This window comes from Paenarthrobacter sp. NPDC089322, from assembly GCF_040684895.1.
In the GTDB taxonomy this organism is placed as follows: Bacteria; Actinomycetota; Actinomycetes; order Actinomycetales; family Micrococcaceae; genus Arthrobacter.
In genome coordinates this window covers 1-17,603 of sequence record NZ_JBFBGW010000015.1, presented here as the reverse complement: position 1 = coordinate 17,603, position 17,603 = coordinate 1, and the positions used below count along the sequence as shown (strand labels likewise).

Genomic DNA, 17,603 nt, shown 5'->3' with positions numbered 1-17,603 from the left:
AATCACCATGCGGGCAACACCACTATGACCCTGTCAAGTCCGCGATCAATTTCAAATGCGATCGCCGTCCGCAGAGTCACTAGGTACAACTGCCGACGACACCGTAATGTTCCCGAATCCGGGCCATTGCGGGCATTCAAACGCGGACCCAACCGGGTCTCGGCATCCATTGTCTCACGGTTTTGGAAATCCCACGCCTGATGAAGTGGCAAGGACTAGTTGAGCCCACCCTTGTAGGTTCCCCAGGCGGACGCCGGACGGAGGGCCCACGGGCAGATGGTTCCCTGACGGAGGATCTCTTCCAGAAGTTCTGCAAGCCTGTAGCCCGGTTTTGCGGCCTCAGCGGCCGTCAGGCACGCGTGTGCCCGTGATCCGCTCCCCTTGCACCAGGCAACCCAACCCTGAAGAGTCAGCGCTGCCGCTGCGGCGTCGCCGGCTTCGTCTGTGCCGAACAAGTACGACACCACGCGCTGCAGGGCATCAAGTCGACCCCAGTCCGGCACTTCCGGCAGCCTGCCGAGGAGGACGTCACCGTAGGCGAACACATCCTCCGACCATGTTCCCCCGTTCTTCCTTTCTGCCGAGGAGTTGCTGCAGTCCGGCGACGAGGCGGGGTCAGGCGTCCGCAGGCCGAGTTCCTCCGCATCAAAAGGGGCCCCTGCGGAATCATCGCTGCGAAATAAGCCAAAGGCTGCGGCTCCTGCTTTCGCGGACCTCTCCCCCGCGGCAGCCATGACGACCACGGCGTCACGCCAGACAGGCATCCCAAGTGTCGCGCGGAGGAATCCTGCCAGGTCCGTGCTGATGGTGACCCCCAAGGCTTCCGGCCCCTCCGGTTGTGTGGTGCGGTGACTGTCAAGCAGCTGCCTCCAAACATCCAGTATGGCGTCAAGACAGCGCTCGTTACGCCATGTACCGCGCAGCCGCTCGGTAAACCGGATCTCCGCTTCCAGCACAGCAGGATCGACGCCATCATGAACGCCCAACGAAGGCGGCTCAGCCTGGTTCCGGGGCGACATCCCGACAGTACTGCCCCGATAGACCATCTCGGCGTTCAGCCTGCTGCTCTTGATCTGTTCAATCGGAAGGCCCGGGACGGGGCAGCACGCTTGGTCTGCGCAAAAGGCACTACGCCAGAATTCCGGTCCAACAAGCCATGCGTCCCGGACGCTGAGCCCGGCGTCGTCAAGTTGGCGCTGGAGTTCAAGAAGAAGTGGAAGTGATCCCGTCACGACCCTCCCGTCCTCCCAGCCAACGTCGGTGTAGACGGCCAGCACGACGCCGTCGGCTGCCTCATCTGCGAGCAGGTAACTGCGTATCTGTTCCGCAAAAGTGGACAAAGCGGCTGGCGATCCTGAACCCGGCAGGTCAACGCGGAGCGTCGCGCCGAGCAGCTTCCCTTGCATCGTCAGTGCCACAAGGCTGTCCTCGGGACAGTAGCCGAGCAGATGCGGGATGTAGGCCAGGATGTCTTCAGGTTGGTGGATTCTCAGTGTTTCTTTTGTGGTCATGCTTCAAGCTTGGGCAACGGTTTGGCTTGAAAACAGCGACCAACGGGCCTATGTGGATAAAGCAGGAAACTAGTGGCTGCGCCGGCCGTCCGCAGCCGCCTTCGACCGCTCTACACGGCGGCGTTCCATCCGCTCCCTGCGCTGCCTGGCCAATGTAGCCAGCAAGGGAGGAACATGGATTCCCTGCGCCGCCATCTGCGTCCGGACTTTCCGCCGGGACATCAGGATTAGGACAGTACCGATGCCCAAGAGCACGAACTGGACGCTCAGTGCTATCCGGAACGGGGCAAGACCGTACAAGTCGCCGCCGGAGAACCCCGTGGCATTGAGGATGTCCAGCACCAGTCCAATGAGGTATATGGCAACCAGTGCCGCGACGAAACCACCCACGTTGACGATCCCCGTGGCGGTGCCGATGCGGTGTGAAGGATTAAATGTCCGGGCGAAATCGAAACCGATCATGGAACCCGGCCCGCCAACAGCAAGCACCACCACCAGGATCACCAAAAGCCACAAAGGAGCACGTCCCGGGAGGATGAGCACAGCTGCCCACGCCATGGCAGTGGCCAACGTAATCAAGAGGACCATGGCGGAACGGCGCATCGGATGCTTGGACACGAAGCGGCCAAGTCCCGGTCCGGAGACAATGGCGGTGGCCACGAAGAGCGCCATCAAAGCCGATACCGTCCCCGCGTCCAGGCCTTGCGCGGAAAGCAGGAAGGGGTATCCCCACGACATAGCAAAAAGATTGCCGCTGAACTGGACTGTGAAATGGCTCCAAAGGCCCAGGCGCGTGCCGGGTTGCTTCCAGGCCCGGGACAACGAAACACCGGTAGCCCTCAGGCCCTGCGATGTTTCCCGTGGAGGATGCCCGGGTGGTACGTCCCGCAGCAGGGTCGCCACCAGGACCACAGCGAGCACGGACATCGCGGCCAAAGACAGGAACGCCGGCGTCCAGCCTGTTGAATGGAGCAACAGCGCGAAGGGAACCACGCTGAAGAGTTGGCCCAACTGTCCGCACATCCCTGTCAGTTGCGTAACCAAGGGAACCTTCGCAGGAGCGAACCACAGGGGAACGAGCCGGATGACGGAAATGAAGGTCATGGCGTCGCCCGCCCCTACCAGGACCCGGCCCAGCACGCCGCCGGGAACAGTATCCGCAAAGGCTAGCTGCAGCTGTCCCAGGCCCATCAGCACAGCGCCTCCGGCCACCATCGCCCGGGAGCCGAAGCGGTCAACCAGCACACCAACCGGGATCTGCAGGCCCGCATAGACCAACAGCTGCAGCACAGTAAAGAAGGAAATGGCCGCAGCTGTCGCGTCGAAACGCTCGGTCGCTTCCAGCCCTGCGACACCAAAGGAGGTTCGCTGGGCCACGGCCACCAAGTACGCAAAAACGCCGATCGTCCAGATGAGCCAGGCACGGGGAGCGTTCACCCCTCAATTATGCCTGTCGTCCCATCAAAGCTGATTTATTGAGGCGCGTCTTTACGGCGTCACTGAGGCGAGTCCTTGCGGGCAAGGTAAGCCTCCACGGCCGCCCCGATGTCCTCAGCGTCGGGCAGTTCGTCATTCTCGTAGGCGAGCAGCGAACGCCGGACCATGCCTTCGGATTTCTCGTCGTAGCGCGCCTCGAGGTTCGCCACAACAGCCTGCACTTCCTCCGAAGCTTCGATTTGTTCCGCAATTTGGCGGCCGACCTCCCGACCTGCTTCACGAAGCCGGTCAGTGGGCAGCATGAGGGATGTAGCTGCGCCCAGGTACTCCAGCCCTGCAACAGCAGCGGACGGGTACTCTGCCTCGGACAGATAGTGCGGAACGTGGATGACGTAACCTGCCACGTTGCGCCCGGCTTCCGTCAGCCGCAGTTCCAGGATGTGGCCAATCGCGGCGGGAACGTCCACCGTGGGCTTCCAGCTGGAGATACCCTCGATGAGTTCGGGCCGGTTGCCGTGGACGGTCACCCCCACGGGACGCGTGTGGGGCACCGGCATGGGTATGGAATGGATCCATGTCACCAAGTTGACGTCCAGCTTCTCAACGATCCCGACGACGGCCCTTGAGAACCGCTCCCACTGGAGGTCGGGTTCGAAGCCGGCAAGCAGCAGGAACGGCTGCCCGAGTCCGTCCTTCAACTTGTAGAGGGCCAGCTTCGGTGCGTGGTAGTCCTGCAGGTGGTCTTCGACGAAGCTGATGTGCGGCCGCCGCGAACGGTAGTCGATGAGTTGGTCGGCGTCGAACATTGCCACGACCTCGGCGTCGAGCTGGTCCAGGAGCTCGGCGTTGATCTGCCGGACCACGTGACCGGCATCCGCGAAACCGGTGAATCCCATGAGCATGTTCAGCCCGCGCAGTTCGGGATCGTGGAAGGTTTCGATGTTGCTCGCGTAGAGCGCCTCGGGGTCCAGGAGGGAGCCGGATATCCGTTCAAACACGGCATGTTCCTTTCACAGTGGCAAGGGTCGCAGGATCCCATCCAGCCGCGCAGACGAAGGGCGCAAGGTTGGATGGGGACTATGTGTATAGGTACAACGCCGCACGTCCGGCGCGCATTCCTGCCCACCGATGTGCCGCAGCTCTCATTTAATTGCCGTCCGCAGCCGGGAAGAGACTACGATCGAAACGGGTCGCCCCGGCGACCCTGTAGACCAAGGCCGCCGTCGCAAGAGGACGTCGGGCGCGTACCGGGGCAGGCCGCCGAACATGCGGCCCCGCCAGCAATGCAGAGAGAAGTGAGGAAACATCCTCGTGGTCAAGACTACTGACATTATTCTGGGCGTCATCGCCAAAGACCTGAAAAAGTCTCCCAGCGACGCACTCGTGATCGGAGTTGCGCAAGGGGCGGACGGGCCCGTGCTGCTCTCCAATCCACTAAGCGCCAAAGCTGCAGAGTCGGTTGCCGGCTCCCTGAAACTCCTGGGGATCACCGGCGCTGCGGATCAGGTGCACCGGCTTCCGGGGTTGCCGGAAACGGGTTCGGAAGTCCTGGTCCTGGCGGGCGTTGGCAAGCTTCCCACCGGCAGCAACCTCACCGATGAGGCACTGCGCCGCGCAGCAGGGTCGGCAGTTCGCCAACTGGCGGGACTCTCGTCAGTGACATTGGCCTTCCCGACGGCGTCGGTCACCGATGTAGCCGCGGTCGCAGAAGGCGCCGCCCTGGGCGCTTACTCGTACACCGAGCACCGTTCAAGCAAAGACGGATTGAAGGCACCCGTTGCCAAGGCGCTGGTGTTCACCGACGTCGATGCGAAGGCTGCCCAGCCGGCACTGGACCGCGCCACCGTACTGGCACGTGCCGTCAACGCGACCCGCACGCTCGTCAACCAGCCGCCCAGCCACTTGTACCCGGAGTCCTTTGCCGAGTCGGCGAAGGAACTCTCGAAGGGACTGCCGGTCAAGGTGACCGTGTGGGATGAGAAGCGACTGGAGAAGGAAGGGTTCGGCGGAATCCTCGGTGTCGGCAAGGGCTCGACCCGCCAGCCGCGCCTTGTCAAGGTCGAGTACGCCCCCGCGAAGGCCACCCGGAAGATTGCGCTCGTTGGCAAGGGCATTACCTTCGATACCGGCGGCATCTCCATCAAGCCGGCCCTTGGCATGGGTGACATGAAGAGCGACATGGCGGGCGCCGCCGTCGTTCTTAATACGGTCCTGGCCATCGCCTCGCTGGGCCTGCCCATCAAGGCGACCGCCTGGCTCTGCATTGCCGAGAACATGCCCTCGGGTGCCGCCCAACGGCCCGCGGACGTCCTGACCGTCTATGGCGGCAAGACCGTGGAGGTTTTGAACACCGACGCCGAAGGCCGGCTCGTCATGGCCGACGGCCTCGTCGCGGCCAGCCTGGAGAAGCCGGACGCCATCATCGACGTCGCCACGCTCACGGGAGCCCAACTGATCGCCCTCGGCCTTCGCACCGCCGGAGTCATGGGTTCCGACTCCGTTACTGCCGCCTTGAAGGCCGCCGCAGACCGGGCAGGCGAGCTCGTCTGGCCCATGCCGCTGCCGGAGGAACTGCGCCCGAGCCTCGACTCGCAGGTGGCAGACCTGGCCAACATCGGAGAACGCAACGGAGGCATGATGACCGCGGCTGTGTTCCTGCGCGAGTTCGTGGGCCAAAACGGCGACGGCCGGCAAATCCCGTGGGCCCACGTGGACATTGCCGGTCCGTCGTTCAACAACGGCAGCCCGTACGGTTACACGCCCAAGCAGGGCACCGGCTGCACCGTCCGTACGCTGGTGGCCTACGCCGAGGATCTGTTGACGTCCTCCGCGTCCTGATGCCCAACGCTCCTTCCGGGGTTGCGCAGGCCCCGCGAACCGGTTCGCAAAGCCTGCACTTCCCCGGAATTATGCGGCTTGTAGCGCTGTGTCACAAGTGAACGTGAGTCTCGACACAAGCGCTCCACAAACGCCCGCAGAGGGTGGAGCATGGGTAGGTGGTTCGCTAAGGTGAACTCGATAGTCACAAATGCAAGAGAACTTACGTGCTGGCATAATCACGGCAGAACAAGTTCCAAAGACCCGATGACACGTAGTCCCGTGTCATCATTCACGCGAGGGAGCGTTTAAGTGGCCGATCAGGCAACTGCGCAAGAATTCGACATCCTGGTACTCGGTGGCGGCAGCGGCGGCTACGCCACGGCTTTGCGGGCGGTGCAGCTGGGGTTCTCCGTTGGCCTTGTGGAAAAGGCAAAGCTCGGCGGAACCTGCCTGCACAACGGCTGTATCCCCACCAAGGCACTCCTGCACTCGGCCGAACTGGCCGACCATGCACGCGATTCCGCCAAGTACGGCGTGAACGTCACGCTTGACAGCATCGACATGTCTGCTGTGAACGCTTACAAGGACGGCATCATCGCCGGCAAGTTCAAGGGCCTGCAGGGACTCATCAAGTCCAAGGGCATCACCGTCATCGAAGGTGAAGGCAAGCTCCAGGGCAACAACACCATCGTCGTGAACGGCACCGCTTACACGGGCAAGAACATCGTCCTGGCCACCGGTTCCTACTCGCGCTCCCTCCCCGGCCTGGAAATCGGCGGCAAGGTCATCACCTCGGACCAGGCCCTGACCATGGACTACATCCCCAAGAGTGCGATCGTTCTGGGCGGCGGTGTCATCGGCGTCGAGTTCGCGTCCGTTTGGAAGTCCTTCGGCGTCGACGTGACCATCATCGAGGGCCTGCCTTCCCTTGTTCCCAACGAAGACGCGTCGATCGTCAAGAACCTCGAGCGTGCCTTCAAGAAGCGCGGGATCAAGTTCAGCACGGGCATCTTCTTCCAGGGGGTTGAACAGAACGACGACGGCGTCAAGGTCACCTTGGTGGACGGCCAGACGTTCGAAGCCGACCTTCTGCTTGTCGCCGTTGGACGTGGCCCTGTCACCGCCAACCTGGGCTACGAGGAAGCCGGCCTCACCATCGACCGCGGATTCGTCATCACCAACGAACGCCTCCACACCGGCGTCGGCAACATCTACGCGGTCGGCGACATCGTTCCCGGCGTGCAGCTCGCACACCGCGGCTACCAGCAGGGCATTTTCGTGGCCGAGGAAATCGCCGGCCTGAACCCTGCCATTGTCGAAGACATCAACATCCCCAAGGTCACCTACTGCGAGCCTGAAATCGCGACTGTTGGCTACACCGAAAAGGCCGCCAAGGAGAAGTTCGGCGACGACCAGGTGCAGACGCAGGAGTACAACCTCGCGGGCAATGGAAAGAGCTCGATCCTTGGCACGGGCGGCATCGTCAAGCTTGTTCGCCAGAAGGACGGCCCCGTTGTTGGCATCCACATGATCGGCTCCCGCATGGGCGAGCAGATCGGTGAAGCACAGCTGATCGTCAACTGGGAAGCGTACCCGGAGGATGTGGCCCAGCTGGTCCATGCCCACCCCACCCAGAACGAAAGCCTGGGCGAAGCCCACCTCGCCCTCGCGGGCAAGCCACTCCACGGCTAAGTCTTTACCCAAGACAAGCGGGTCGGGTGCGTGCAGCGCAGAAACTACCTGGCGCACCCGGCCCGTTCCAGCAGAATTCATCCGCACAAAGATCAATAAGGAGAACGGGGACGACATGTCTGAATCCGTTAACTTGCCCGCCCTCGGTGAGAGTGTCACCGAAGGAACCGTCACCCGCTGGCTCAAGCAGGTTGGTGACCGGGTGGAGATCGACGAGCCGTTGCTCGAGGTTTCAACCGACAAAGTAGACACCGAAATCCCTTCTCCGGTCGCTGGCGTCATCGAAGAAATCCTCGTCGCAGAAGACGAGACGGCAGAGGTCGGCGCGCCCCTCGTCCGCATTGGGGACGGCTCCGGCTCTGCAGCGCCTGCCGCTGAAGCTCCCGCTGAGGAAGCACCGGCCGCTGCCGAAGCTCCCGCAGAACAGTCCGCACCCGCCGCAGAAGCTCCCGCCGCGCCCGCGGCAGAGCAGGCTCCTGCTGCCGAGGCACCCGCGGCTTCCGGTGGCGAAGGCCACGAAGTAACGCTCCCCGCACTGGGTGAGAGCGTCACCGAAGGCACCGTCACGCGCTGGCTCAAGGCTGTTGGCGACACCGTGGAGGTCGACGAACCGCTTCTAGAGGTTTCCACTGACAAGGTCGACACTGAGATCCCCTCACCTGTTGCCGGCACCCTGCAGGAAATCCGCGTCAACGAGGACGAAACCGCGGAGGTCGGCTCAGTCCTCGCGATCATCGGATCCGGCGCAGCCGCACCCGCTTCCGCACCCGCACCTGCTGCCCCGGCCGCGGCTCCGGCAGCTCCTGCTCCGGCTGCAGAAGCACCGGCCGCTCCTGCCGCCGCACCGGCTCCTGCGCCTGAGGCACCCGCTGCCCCCGCTGCTGCACCCGCCCCGGCTGAAGCGCCGGCGCCGGCAGCGTCGGCCGAAGCCGCAGGTTCCTCCGAAACCGGGTACGTCACCCCCTTGGTCCGCAAGCTCGCCAACCAGCACGGCGTGGACATCTCTTCTGTTTCCGGCACTGGCGTCGGTGGACGTATCCGTAAGCAGGACGTCCTTGCCGCAGCCGAGGCCAAGCAAGCCGCAGCCCCCGCTGCAGCAGCTCCTGCCGCAGCCCAGGCCCCGAAGGCAGCTGCTCCCGTTGTTGCATCCTCCTTGCGGGGCACCACGGAGAAGGCGCCGCGCATTCGCCAGGTCATCGCCCGCCGTATGCGTGAATCGCTGGAAGTTTCCACCCAGCTGACTCAGGTGCACGAGGTCGACATGACCAAGATCGCCAAGCTTCGGTTGAAGGCCAAGAACTCCTTCCAGGCCCAGAACGGTGTCAAGCTGACGTTCCTGCCGTTCATCGCAAAGGCCGTCGCTGAAGCCCTCAAGCAGCACCCCAAGCTGAACGCCGCGTACGACGAGTCCAAGCAGGAAATCACGTACCACAACGCTGAACACCTCGCGATTGCAGTCGACACGGACAAGGGTCTCCTCGTTCCGGTCATCTCCGACGCCGGCAACCTGAATCTCGCCGGGCTCGCCGGCAAGATCGCCGATGTCGCAGGCCGTACCCGCGACGGCAAGATCGGCCCGGACGAATTGTCCGGCGGCACGTTCAGCATCACCAACATCGGTTCTGTTGGTGCGCTGTTCGACACGCCGATCATCAACCAGCCGCAGGTGGGCATCCTCGGCACTGGTGCAATTGTCAAGCGTGCCGTGGTGGTCTCGGACGAAAACGGCGACGACTCCATCGCCATCCGCTCGATGATGTACCTGTCGCTGACCTACGATCACCGTTTGGTTGACGGTGCCGACGCCGGTCGCTTCCTGCAGACCCTCAAGGCACGCCTTGAGGAAGGTGCCTTCGAAGCAGACCTGGGCCTTTAGCCCGACGGTTCGCTCACAGCGGCTTAGCTCTCGCGGGGCAGGTCTCCGGGGAAACCCGGGAACCTGCCCCTCTGCTTTTCGTCCCATAGCGTGGCTTTGCTACAGGACGTAGAACCGCTTGGATAAGCTGGGGCCATGAGTATTCTCTTCAGCATTTTGGTGTTCCTGCACATCGTCGGCGCCGCCATGATCGTTGGCTACTGGATCGCAACCATCAAAGAGCCCACCGTGCACCCCCGCCAGCGGGACGGTGCTTTCCTGCAACTCCTGACGGGAATCGCCATGATGGGCGTCATCCCGATGATGCCGGACGCCGAGGCCAACTACTTCAAGCTCGGTATCAAGTTCGCCATCGGCGTGGCGGTCGCGGTCCTCGCAGTCATCGGATCACGCAAGGTCAAGAAGGGTGAGCCGGTTTCCACGGGGCTTGCCCACGGCGTCGGTGGACTCGCCCTGATCAACATCGCCATCGCCACCATCTGGAACTGACCGCAGCGCCGAGCCGCCAGTCCAGGGGTCACAATCCACCAACAGCGGAATGACTGTGCAGTCCGGACGACGAATCCATAGGATTGATCCGGTGGCACCGGCACTGGCTGGTTGCCGACACGAGACGACCCCAAGGAGTGGACATGGCAGCAACACGTACCGCACACACGGTTTGGAACGGCAACCTGATGGAGGGTTCCGGCAACACCACACTGGACAGCTCAGGCCTGGGCACGTTCGACGTCACGTGGAAGGCCCGCACCGAGCAGGCCGGTGGCAAAACCAGCCCTGAGGAACTCATCGCGGCCGCACACTCCGCTTGCTTCTCCATGGCCTTCAGCCACGCTCTGGCACAGGCCGGCTTCACGCCCGAAGAGGTTGAGACCAAGGCCGATGTCACGTTCGTCCCTGGCACGGGCATCACCGGCAGCCACCTTACGATGACCGCCAGGATCCCGGGTATTTCCGAAGAGGACTTCCGCCGCATCTCCGAGGAAGCGAAGACCGGATGCCCCGTTTCCGGCGCGCTGGCCAGCATCGACATCACCTTGGACGCGACGCTCGCCGCCTAGTTCAAAACGGCCCGCTGCGGGTCAACGCCAAGGCCCCGCCACTCCCCCTATAAGGGAGCGGCGGGGCCTTGGTTTTGCTGCCTGTCGTTGTGCCGGCCCTGGTTCAGCCCTGCTGTGGCCGGGAAGGCAGTGGTGCGGGCCGCACCTTGCGATAACCCTCACGCAACGGTGGACGGTCGGTGGGCAGTTCCTGGATCATTTCCTTCAGGGCGCCGATACCGTACTCGAGCTGCGGGTCTGTCCCGGCGGCGTAGGCGTGCGGCGGGAAAATCACCTCAATGTCGGGTTCAACTCCGCGGTTCTCCACGTCCCATCCCGTGCCACCGGCAAACCACGTAGCGTAGCGCGGCTGGGTAACGCCTGTGCCGTCGGCCAGGGCAAAGCGGTTATCGATTCCCACCACGCCACCCCAGGTCCGCGTACCGATGACCGGTCCGATCCCCCGCATTTTGGAGACTTGAGTGATGATGTCGCCGTCAGACCCGGCGAATTCGTCGGCGAGGATAATGACCGGCCCACGGGGAGCGTGATGCGGGTATGTCCGCGGCTTTTCCCCTCGCGGCATGCTCCAGCCTGTGACTTTCCGGCCGATGAGTTCCGCAACCAGCTGCGAGGTGTGGCCACCCCTGTTCCGCCGTACGTCCACGATCAAGCCATCCAGCGCGGTCTCCGTGTCGAGGTCCCGGTGGAGCTGTGCCCAGCCGTGGGCCATCATGTCGGGAATGTGGAGATAGCCGAATTTGCCCTCGGAAGCCTCCCGCACCGTTCGCCGGTTTGCCCTGACCCAGTCCTGGTACCGCAACCGTTCCTCGTCCCGGATGGGCACCACTGCCACGCGTCGCTGTTGACCGGCAGCCTCGCCATGGCCCTCCCCGTTGAGGAGCGTCAACTCCACGATGCGTCCCGCGGCGTCCACCAACTGCATCGCCGGGGTCAGGGCGGCGGAAAGCTCGACGCCGTCAATCGCCAGGAGGACGTCACCCACCTTCGCGTCGGCGCCTGGTCGGGTCAACGGCGCTGTTGCCAGCGGATCGGATGACTCTCCTGCAAGGATCCTGGTGATTTCCCACCCTTTGCTGCCCAACTGCAGTTCTGCACCCAGCCGCCCTTGGCCATTGCGGCCAGGCTCCGTCACGGCGGCGGGCCGCACATAGGCGTGGGACGTTCCGAGTTCGCCGTGGAGTTCCCAGAGCAGGTCGATGAGGTCGTCGTGCGATCCGAGCCGTTCCACGATGGGGCGGTAGCGCTTATGGATGGAGTCCCAGTCCTGTCCTGCCATATCGGAAGCCCAGAAGAAGTCCCGCTGGAGGCGCCAGGCTTCGTCGAAGGCTTGGCCCCAGGCGGCCACAGGATCCAGGACGACGCGGATCCTGTTGAGGTCCACCTTGACCAAATCAGCCGATTCCTCGTCCACTTTGTTATCTGCAGGAACTGACGTGACTTGCTTGTCGAGGACAAAGACCACCCGCTTGCGGTCTCCGGAGAGCCGGTAGCTGTCCGCGGCGCTGACAAGCGTTGCCTGCTTCCGTTTGGCGAGGTCGTAGCGCACCAGGGACGGAGCCGTCTTTTTGTCCTGCAACGTTCCCTTGCCCTCGCCCGTCACGCCGGACAGTTCGGTGTCCAGCCACAGGAGAGCTCCATCGGCAGCAGCCAAATCAGAGTAGTTGCCCTGCGGGACAGGAACGGTGATGACCCTGTGGGCCAGTCCCTCCGCATCCACCCGCACGACTGGAGCGGCGCCGTCGTCGGACTTTGTCCCGGTGGCCGAAGCATCCGCGAGGCTGTCCACGGAAGGGCCGAACGGCGACGGCGTGTCCGCCGCCAAGGCCACCAGATACGGCTTGATAGGGCTCGGGAAGGAAAGGTCGAAGGAATGCCCATCGTAGACGGGGTCGAAGCTCCTGTTGGACAGGAAAGCCAGGAATTTACCGTCGGGAGTGAATCGCGGCGACTCGTCGCGGAACCGTCCGTCGGTGACATCGATGATGCCGGCGTCAGGCTGTGCGGGGCGGGTTACCCGAAGCTTGCTGCGCGACCCGAAGGACGTCACGGGCTCGGACCATGCAAGCCACTGGGAATCGGCAGACCACGACACCTGTTCGATGCTGCCTTCGCCGATGCTGACCAAAGCCTTCAGGGTCCCGGCTTCGGTGTCTGCAACGAAGACGTCGCCGAAAGTAGTCCCGATGGCCAGCCAACGACCGTCGGGACTCGCCTCCAACGTGCTTGTTCGCGTCGGAGACGGAAAGTCTATGCGGACATCTGCCGTTTCCGTGTCAGCGGCAGGGACCGACGGCTCCTCCGACCCGCCTGCCGTGTCTGCGGACGGCTTCGCAGCGGCGGCCTCGTCAGTGCCCTGCGTGAGGTGGCCGGCATTGGCCACGGGATGGGGCGAGGACGCATGTCCAAGAATATTCGAGGCGGAGACAGGTTGGGGAAGGGCCCCGGTTTCAACGGTGACGGTCGGCGCGGCCTCAACGATCGGCACTTCCACCACGCCGGACAAACGCCCTGCGATGCGCTTCACGTAGAGGGCTTCAACCCCGCCGTGGTCGGCTACATAGGCGATCCTGCCGTCTGTGAGTGGCCGCGGCAGCCGTGCCCGAACTCCGGGCGTCGCTTCCACCACCCGCGATGGCCCATCTTTGTGGCGCAGCCAATGAACAGTGCCGTGGGCCTCCACGGCACTGGCGGTTCCGGATTCGTTCGGGAAGACGTCACCCAGATGGGCAGATGCCTTCAGGGGCGCCGGACGACGGGCGGACGACGCCGAACCCAGTGTGATGTCCAGCTTTCCGGCTTCGGCGTCCGCGTCCAGGGACGGGAGGATCCACAGTTCACCGGCGGATTCGAAGATGACCCTGTTCCCGTCCGTGCTCGCGTGCCGTACGTAGAAGTCCTCGTGGTCGGTGTGTCGGCGAAGGCCGGAACCGTCAGGAAGGACGGAGTACAAGTTGCCGTAGCCTTCATGGTCGGATAGGAAGGCAATGCGTCCATTGACCCAGAGCGGATCCGTCAGGTTGCCGTCGATCTCCGGCACGAGTCGTTCGAATTCGCCATTGCCGTCAGCATCTATCCACAATTTTCCGGCGGTGCCACCCCGGTACCGCTTCCACCAGGCCGGTTCCCGTGAGAGCACACTCGCCAGGACCACAGGCTTCTCATCGCCTATCTCGGGCCCAAAGGCCACCGCCTCAACAGGTCCAAAAGGAAGTTCGACGGCGGCGCCTCCTGCCAGCGGGAGGCTATAGGCATGCGTGTGGCGGCTTTCCGACTGCTGGAAAGCGCTGGTGACCAGGACGTTTCCCGCGGGCGTGAAACCCTTCACGCGAGTAGTGCTGTGTCCGAAGTAGCTCAACTGCCTGTATCCACCGCCGTCGACGTCAGCGGTCACCACCTCCGGCGATGTCCCGACCACAACCGTCCACACGAGGCCCTTGCCGTCGGGCGTAAACCTGGGGTTTCTCGCCGGCAGTTGCTGGGAGGAGACCCGCCAGGCGCGACCGCCTGAGACGGGCGCAATCCAGACGTCGTCTTCGGCCACGAACGTGACCAGTTCGCCGTGTACATGCGGGAAGCGGAGGTAACTGGAGGAGGTCATTGTTCGATCATAGTCAAGAGGTACACGCCGTCCGGCGCTTTGGCCCGCGTTTCTCCACATGCCCGGGCCATGGTGAGATGGGTCATGCGAATCGTCATGTCGGGAGCCTCGGGACTCATCGGGAGCGCCTTGTCAGAGCACTTGGCCCGTCAAGGCGCCGAAATCGTCCAACTGGTCAGGAGGCCCGCCAGGGCAGCCGGGGAATGGTCGTGGGATCCTGCAACCGGATCCCTCGACGAAGCAGTCCTGGATGGCGCCGATGCCGTCGTCAACCTTTCGGGCGCCGGCATCGGAGACCGACCTTGGACCAAGCACAGAATCAGGGTGCTCCGGGACTCGCGCCTCCAGTCCACAAGGACCCTGGCTTCTGCCATGAAACGCCTGGGACAACCCCGGCTTTCCTTCCTCAGCCAATCGGCATCCGGATACTACGGCGCGTCCCGCGAAGGCATACTCCGCGAAGACTCCGGGCCTGGAAAGGGGGTGCTGGGGTCCCTGTGCGTCGAATGGGAGGAAACAGCCCGGACGGCTCCCCCAAGCGTCAGGGTGCTCACGCCCCGGACCGGCGTCGTGCTGAGTACCTCCGGTGGCGCGTTGGGGCCACTGCTCCCCCTGCTCAAGCTGGGGCTGGGCGGACCGTTCGGGAATGGCCGCCAGTATTGGCCATGGATAACCCTCGCCGATGAGGCCGCCGCACTCGCCTTCCTGCTCACTTCGGAACTCGAGGGTCCGGTCAACGTCTGCGCCCCGGAAAGCGCTGATGTCAACACCATTGTCCAGGGACTGGCCAAGGCGTTCCATCGCCCCGCACTGTGCAGGGTTCCTGCGCCGGTCCTCAGGCTGGCCCTGGGTCAATTGGCTGACGAACTCGTTCTGGCCAACCAACGGATGGAACCCGCGAGGCTTGCTGATGCAGGTTTTGCATGGAAGCACCCGGGGCTTACCGAGGCGATGTCCTGGCTCGCAAATGATGCCGGGCACTGACCATAAGTAGCGACCGGCCGTTAAGCGGGAGGCAGGATTTCGGACAGCTTCCACGTCCCCTCCGCTCGAACCAGGACCAGACGCATCTCCCGGGCAGTGCCTGCAGGATTGGATCGCAGCAAAGTATGTGAAGCATCGCGCTCCTCGTAGCTGGATGTTTGCACGGTCAGGCCCACCACCACCTGGCCACCTGCCGGATCGCCCAGGACTGTGACTGCACTGAGGTTTGTCACCAGTCCCGCCAAAAGCGTGCCGTCCGCCTCAAGCTGTCGGATGAGCACCAAGTCGGCCGCTTCGGCAGGCGAGCCGGGGGCATTCACAAGGGCCAGCAGTTCGAGTCGGTGGTGTCCCAAGGCCAGATCCCGCACAGCCGACAGAGCAGGGACGGCGACGAGGGGATCCTCGGAGTGAAGTGCCGCTGACATTGCCTCCGGTATCCCGTGCTGCTCTTTGTTGCCAACCATCGTCACCTCCCGGACACCCACTCTTCTTTCGCCGGCCGCCGAACCATCCTCCAGGTTCGCCTGCCACAGGGCTGCTACGCTCACCGCCAACAGCACTGCCACAGCGGAGAACAAAAGCGCCAGCGCCTTGTCCTTCCGGGGCAGCCGGTGCCCCCGAGTCAACTCTCGCTTCCGGGACAACCGCCATTTCCGGGGCAATCGCGGCAATGTCAACAAGGAGCGCCGCCAGCGATGCAGCACAGTCCCCAAGGATCGGCAGCCTGGTTGGGAGCGCCCACCCGCCTCACGGCGAGTCAACAACTCCGGGATGACAGACGGATGTACAGAGCCGGCCAGATCCACAGGTTGCGGAGGGGCACTGCGGTAGATGGCCTTGGCCAGTTCCCGGGCTGTAGGGCGTACATGGATGTCGGGGTCCAACCCGGCTTCCAAGGCCGCAGCGAGGCCTTTCGGAATACCCGGCACCAAGAGGGAAAGCGGCGGACGAAGCTTTGCGGTTTCCGGCACCATTCCCGTCAGGCAGTACCACCCCAACGCCGCAACTGAATAAACGTCCCGTTGGGGCTGCAGGACTTCGCTCCGGGACATGCCCTGAGCCGACGGGTCGACGAATCCAGGAGTCCCCGCGCTGTAGCCATCATGGGCTCCACCCACTGCAAGGGCTACGCCAAAGTCGCCAACAAGGGGCTTTCCCTCGGCAGTAAACAGGACGTTGCCCGGCGAGATATCTCCGTGCACAGTGCCTTGCGAATGCAGGTAAGCCAGGGCTTGGGCTACAGGAGTCAGAATGGTGACGGTCTCACCGATCCCCAACCTGCCCCGCGCGCCCATGAGGTTCGCAAGGGAGCCACCAGCCGCGTAGTCCATGACCACGCCAAAGCCACCACCAGCGCCCAGCATGACGACGTCGTGTACCTTCACGAGGTGGTCGTGCTGCAGCGTGGCAAGGATACGACCCTCCCGGGCTGCTTGCCTGGCGCTCAGTATCCCTGCTGAATCCGAACCGCTGTCCGGAGCATTCCCCAGGCATTTGACCGCCACGCGATGTCCATCCGTATTCCTCGTCGCCAACCACACCATGGAAGTAGCACCCTGCCCGAGCAACCTTGTGAGCTCGTAGCCAGGCGCGTGAGGTACCGGCACTGTCAGGGTGCCATGAGGTACGGGCATTGGCACGGGAGTTTCCATATCCAAGGTCTACCCCATCAACCGCGTTTCCCGCAGAAGTTATCCACAGGGCAGCAGCCGACGCCCGCGAACGACACCGCAACATACCGGTTGCGACTGAGAGGTTCACCACAAAATCATGGGCAGTGACGTGCTGGGTCTAAGCTTGAACCCATGACTCTTGAGTTTTCACAGTTGGGTCTTGCCCCGGATTTCGTTGATTACATGCAGGGCTGGGACCTACAGCGCGAGATCCACAACAAAGTTGTTGCCGGCGAGAAAAACAGCACCGTCCTGCTCCTGGAGCACGCTGCCGTCTATACAGCGGGCAAGCTCACGGAAGACCATGAGCGTCCCTTCGACGGCACACCGGTGGTTCCTGTGGACCGTGGCGGCAAACTGACGTGGCACGGCCCCGGCCAATTGGTGGCTTATCCCATTCTGAAACTCAAGAACCGCAGCGGGATCCGCGATTATGTAGAGCGGCTTGAAGCCACCATGATCGCCGTCATGTCGGATTACGGCATCAAGGCAGTGACGGTGAAGGGACGCGCGGGTGTTTGGATCCTTGCCGACGACAAAGGTCCGGACCGCAAAATCGCCGCGATCGGCATCCGTGTCCTGGACGGCGTCACTATGCACGGGGTGGCCATCAACTGCAGTAACGACCTCGCACCCTATGCGCAAATCATCGCGTGCGGAATCACCGACGCCAGCGTCACCACCATGTCGCTGGAAACCGGACGGACTATTAACCCGGCCGATATCGTTGAACGCTTCGTGGAAGAATTCCGCAAGCATGAAGAAGCACTCGTTTCCACTCCAGAAGGAGCACTCCAGTGACCCTGGCACCTGAAGGTCGTAAATTGCTGCGTGTTGAGCAGCGTAACTCGGCAGTCCCGGTTGAACGTAAGCCTGAGTGGATCAAGGCGAAGGTTCAGATGGGTCCGGAGTTTGTCGGGTTGAAGAACCTGGTGAAGAAGGAAGGCC

The 17,603-nt window shown here is 63.3% G+C and carries 12 protein-coding genes and 1 pseudogene; 8 read left to right on the top strand and 5 right to left on the bottom strand.

What is annotated here, in order from left to right:
* Nucleotides 1-215: 215 nt before the first annotated feature.
* From AB0N65_RS14605 to AB0N65_RS14595, 3 genes are all read right to left on the bottom strand, one after another.
* Entirely contained in the window at nucleotides 216-1,511 is a 1,296-nt protein-coding gene (locus tag AB0N65_RS14605) for a DUF4192 domain-containing protein (RefSeq protein WP_364162836.1), read from the bottom strand.
* Between the two features lie 69 nt (nucleotides 1,512-1,580).
* The gene (locus AB0N65_RS14600) at nucleotides 1,581-2,948 is read right to left on the bottom strand and encodes an MFS transporter (RefSeq protein WP_364162833.1); all 1,368 of its coding nucleotides are present in this window, start codon (nucleotides 2,946-2,948) and stop codon (nucleotides 1,581-1,583) included.
* A 59-nt stretch (nucleotides 2,949-3,007) separates the two neighbouring features.
* Nucleotides 3,008-3,946 carry a PAC2 family protein gene (locus tag AB0N65_RS14595; protein ID WP_364162830.1) on the bottom strand — a complete coding sequence of 313 codons (939 nt, stop codon included), beginning with the start codon at nucleotides 3,944-3,946 and terminating at the stop codon, nucleotides 3,008-3,010.
* Nucleotides 3,947-4,259: 313 nt separating this feature from the next.
* Here AB0N65_RS14595 and AB0N65_RS14590 point away from each other — a divergent pair, with 313 nt between their 5' ends.
* From AB0N65_RS14590 to AB0N65_RS14570, 5 genes are all read left to right on the top strand, one after another.
* Nucleotides 4,260-5,786, top strand: a complete 1,527-nt coding sequence (locus tag AB0N65_RS14590; protein WP_364162827.1) for a leucyl aminopeptidase — start codon at nucleotides 4,260-4,262, stop codon at nucleotides 5,784-5,786.
* Between the two features lie 291 nt (nucleotides 5,787-6,077).
* Entirely contained in the window at nucleotides 6,078-7,460 is a 1,383-nt protein-coding gene (lpdA, locus tag AB0N65_RS14585) for a dihydrolipoyl dehydrogenase (protein WP_364162824.1), read from the top strand.
* Between the two features lie 115 nt (nucleotides 7,461-7,575).
* Nucleotides 7,576-9,336 carry a 2-oxoglutarate dehydrogenase, E2 component, dihydrolipoamide succinyltransferase gene (gene sucB, locus AB0N65_RS14580; RefSeq protein WP_364162821.1) on the top strand — a complete coding sequence of 587 codons (1,761 nt, stop codon included), beginning with the start codon at nucleotides 7,576-7,578 and terminating at the stop codon, nucleotides 9,334-9,336.
* A gap of 135 nt (nucleotides 9,337-9,471) precedes the next feature.
* Nucleotides 9,472-9,825, top strand: coding sequence for a hypothetical protein (locus AB0N65_RS14575; RefSeq protein WP_364162818.1), 354 nt, complete (start codon nucleotides 9,472-9,474; stop codon nucleotides 9,823-9,825).
* A 143-nt stretch (nucleotides 9,826-9,968) separates the two neighbouring features.
* Nucleotides 9,969-10,397: an OsmC family protein gene (locus tag AB0N65_RS14570; protein ID WP_364162815.1), complete on the top strand. Its 429-nt coding sequence runs from the start codon at nucleotides 9,969-9,971 to the stop codon at nucleotides 10,395-10,397.
* Nucleotides 10,398-10,500: 103 nt separating this feature from the next.
* On the opposite strand, the gene AB0N65_RS14565 is transcribed toward AB0N65_RS14570, so the two are convergent.
* Nucleotides 10,501-13,998, bottom strand: coding sequence for a S41 family peptidase (locus AB0N65_RS14565; RefSeq protein ID WP_364162812.1), 3,498 nt, complete (start codon nucleotides 13,996-13,998; stop codon nucleotides 10,501-10,503).
* Nucleotides 13,999-14,082: 84 nt separating this feature from the next.
* Between AB0N65_RS14565 and AB0N65_RS14560 the strand changes: the two genes are divergently transcribed.
* Nucleotides 14,083-14,982: a TIGR01777 family oxidoreductase gene (locus tag AB0N65_RS14560; protein ID WP_364162809.1), complete on the top strand. Its 900-nt coding sequence runs from the start codon at nucleotides 14,083-14,085 to the stop codon at nucleotides 14,980-14,982.
* A 20-nt stretch (nucleotides 14,983-15,002) separates the two neighbouring features.
* On the opposite strand, the gene AB0N65_RS14555 is transcribed toward AB0N65_RS14560, so the two are convergent.
* Nucleotides 15,003-16,616, bottom strand: coding sequence for a serine/threonine-protein kinase (locus AB0N65_RS14555; protein WP_364163069.1), 1,614 nt, complete (start codon nucleotides 16,614-16,616; stop codon nucleotides 15,003-15,005).
* 171 nt (nucleotides 16,617-16,787) lie between these two features.
* Here AB0N65_RS14555 and lipB point away from each other — a divergent pair, with 171 nt between their 5' ends.
* Nucleotides 16,788-17,456 carry a lipoyl(octanoyl) transferase LipB gene (lipB, locus tag AB0N65_RS14550; RefSeq protein WP_364162806.1) on the top strand — a complete coding sequence of 223 codons (669 nt, stop codon included), beginning with the start codon at nucleotides 16,788-16,790 and terminating at the stop codon, nucleotides 17,454-17,456.
* Nucleotides 17,453-17,603, top strand: a pseudogene (locus AB0N65_RS14545) (lipoyl synthase); the annotation flags it as partial. The gene lipB and the pseudogene AB0N65_RS14545, both read left to right, overlap by 4 nt.

Excerpts from the sequence above, each read along its gene's own strand:
- AB0N65_RS14605 (WP_364162836.1), bottom strand. The coding sequence starts at position 1,511 with ATGACCACAAAAGAAACACTGAGAATCCACCAACCTGAAGACATCCTG.
- sucB (WP_364162821.1), top strand. The coding sequence starts at position 7,576 with ATGTCTGAATCCGTTAACTTGCCCGCCCTCGGTGAGAGTGTCACCGAA.
- AB0N65_RS14575 (WP_364162818.1), top strand. The coding sequence starts at position 9,472 with ATGAGTATTCTCTTCAGCATTTTGGTGTTCCTGCACATCGTCGGCGCC.
- AB0N65_RS14570 (WP_364162815.1), top strand. The coding sequence starts at position 9,969 with ATGGCAGCAACACGTACCGCACACACGGTTTGGAACGGCAACCTGATG.
- AB0N65_RS14565 (WP_364162812.1), bottom strand. The coding sequence starts at position 13,998 with ATGACCTCCTCCAGTTACCTCCGCTTCCCGCATGTACACGGCGAACTG.
- AB0N65_RS14560 (WP_364162809.1), top strand. The coding sequence starts at position 14,083 with ATGCGAATCGTCATGTCGGGAGCCTCGGGACTCATCGGGAGCGCCTTG.
- AB0N65_RS14555 (WP_364163069.1), bottom strand. The coding sequence starts at position 16,616 with ATGCCCGTACCTCATGGCACCCTGACAGTGCCGGTACCTCACGCGCCT.
- lipB (WP_364162806.1), top strand. The coding sequence starts at position 16,788 with ATGACTCTTGAGTTTTCACAGTTGGGTCTTGCCCCGGATTTCGTTGAT.